Genomic DNA, 2,482 nt, shown 5'->3' with positions numbered 1-2,482 from the left:
TCAGTACAAGATGTGCTAGCTGATACACCGCATTCGCGAGCAAGCCCGCTCCCACATCGGGATCTCCATTGTTGTCGAGATAGGGGTCTACTGGGCCAGCCAGCCACCGTCAATATTCCACGCGGCGCCACGCACCTGGCTGCCGGCTTCGCTGCACAGGAACAGCACCAGCTCGCCGAGCTGCGGTGGCGTGACAAACTCCAGCGAGGGCTGCTTCTCCGCCAGCAGGTCATGCTGCGCCTGCTGCGGGTCCACGCCGGTGGCGATGCGATCATCGATCTGCTTTTGCACCAGCGGCGTCAACACCCAGCCCGGGCAGATGGCGTTGCAGGTCACATTGCTGGTGGCGGTTTCCAGGCCCACCACCTTGGTCAAGCCGATCACCCCGTGCTTGGCCGCCACATAGGCGGCCTTGCCCACCGAGCCGACCTGGCCGTGCACCGAGGCGATGTTGACGATGCGCCCCCAGCCCTTGGCCTTCATCCCCGGCAAGCTCAGGCGCGTGCTGTGGAATACCGACGACAGGTTGATGGCGATGATCGAATCCCAGCGCTCGGCGGGGAAGTCTTCCACCGCCGCCACATGCTGGATGCCGGCGTTGTTCACCAGGATGTCCACACCGCCGAATTCACGCTCGGCGTAGGCAAGCATGTCGGCGATCTGCGCCGGGTCGCTGACGTCGGCCGGGTGATGGCCGACCTTGCCGCCAAACGCCTGCACCTGGGCGATCACCGCGCTGGCGTCGCCGAAGCCGTTGAGGATCAGGTTGGCGCCGGCCTTGGCCAGGCTCAGGGCGATGCCCAGGCCGATGCCGCTGGTAGAGCCGGTAACCAGGGCGGTCTTGCCGTTTAAAGTCGTCATGAAAATCTCACACAATGCCGGTGGCGTAGAAAGTCCCGATCACCACGAACACCGCAAGGGTCTTGATGATCGTGATGCCGAAAATGTCCTTGTAGGCTTCGCGGTGGGTCAGCCCGGTCACTGCCAGCAGGGTAATCACCGCGCCGTTGTGGGGCAGGGTGTCCATGCCGCCGCTGGCCATGGCCGCCACGCGGTGCAGCACTTCAAGGGGGATATTGGCCGCATGGGCCGCCGAAATAAAGCTCTCGGACATGGCCGCCAGCGCAATGCTCATGCCGCCCGAGGCGGAACCGGTGATACCGGCCAGCAAGGTAACGGTAATCGCTTCGTTGACCAGCGGGTTGGGAATGCCTTTGAGCCAGTCCGCCAGTACCAGAAAGCCCGGCAGCGAGGCGATCACCGCACCAAAGCCGTACTCCGACGCAGTATTCATCGCCGCCAGCAGCGCGCCGCTGACCGCACTTTTGCTGCCTTCGGCAAGCTTGCTTTTGATCGCCGACCAGCCGAACACCAGCACCATCAAGATGCCCACCAGCAGCGCCGCCTGCACCGCCCAGATCGCGGTGAGCTTGGCGATTTCGGTGGTCACCGGCGCGCTCATGCCCGGTAGGGCCAGGCTGTGGGTCTTGCCGTACCACTGCGGAATCCAGTGGGTGAACAGCAGGTTCATCACGCCCACCAGGATCAGCGGCGACAGCGCGATCCATGGGTTGGGCAGGCTGAGGTTTTCCGCGGTTTCCGGCTCGTTGCGCAGCTTGGTGCCATAGCCTTCGCCGGCGCGCTGGGCCTTGTTGCGCTGGCGCGCCAGGTAGAGCATGCCGGCGCAGAACACAAAGATCGTACCGATCACGCCCAGCCACGGCGCCGCCCAGGCGGTGGTGTTGAAAAACGTGCTGGGGATGATGTTCTGGATCTGTGGCGTGCCGGGCAGGGCGTCCATGGTGAACGAAAACGCGCCGAGGGCGATGGTCGCCGGGATCAGGCGCTTGGGGATATTGCTCTGGCGAAACATCTCCGCCGCAAACGGGTACACCGCAAACACCACCACAAACAGCGACACGCCGCCGTAGGTGAGCAGGGCGCAGACCAGCACGATCACCAGCATCGCCTGGCGGGTGCCGAGCAAGCGGATCGCCGCGGCCACAATCGAACGGGAAAAGCCCGACAGCTCGATCAGCTTGCCAAACACCGCGCCGAGCAGGAACACCGGGAAATACAGTTTGATAAACCCGACCATCTTCTCCATGAACACGCCGGTAAAGGCAGGCGCAACGGCGGAAGGGTCAGTGAGCAGGACAGCGCCGAGGGCGGCGATGGGGGCAAACAGGATAACGCTATAGCCACGGTAGGCAGCCAGCATCAGCAGCGCGAGGGCTGCCAGGGCGATGATTACACTCATGGAGTGTCTCCGAATCGAATTGTTATTTTTGTGGGGTGTTGCTGTAGGAGGAAGCTATAGCTAGATCTGTGCCAAGATATTAAGTTGTTGAAATATAAGAAAAATATACAATTTTCTGATGGCTGTTTTGAATGCTGTCTCTAACTTGAGACTAATGAAGGTCCCATGTGGGAGCGGGCTTGCTCGCGAATGCGGTGTGTCAGTCGGCACATTTGGCACTGA

General features: G+C 62.0%; 2 protein-coding genes. Both read right to left on the bottom strand.

The window, feature by feature from the left end; translation table 11 throughout:
- Window positions 1–87: 87 nt before the first annotated feature.
- Window positions 88–861, bottom strand: a complete 774-nt coding sequence (locus NUV89_RS29150) for a 3-hydroxybutyrate dehydrogenase (RefSeq protein ID WP_124526737.1) — start codon at window positions 859–861, stop codon at window positions 88–90.
- A 7-nt stretch (window positions 862–868) separates the two neighbouring features.
- Window positions 869–2,260: a GntP family permease gene (locus NUV89_RS29145; protein ID WP_257784037.1), complete on the bottom strand. Its 1,392-nt coding sequence runs from the start codon at window positions 2,258–2,260 to the stop codon at window positions 869–871.
- Window positions 2,261–2,482: the final 222 nt, after the last annotated feature.

The organism is Pseudomonas sp. 18.1.10 (genome assembly GCF_024655625.1).
In the GTDB taxonomy this organism is placed as follows: Bacteria; Pseudomonadota; Gammaproteobacteria; order Pseudomonadales; family Pseudomonadaceae; genus Aquipseudomonas.
Note: the sequence above shows the minus strand (reverse complement) of the source record. Positions and strands in the feature narration are given on the sequence as shown.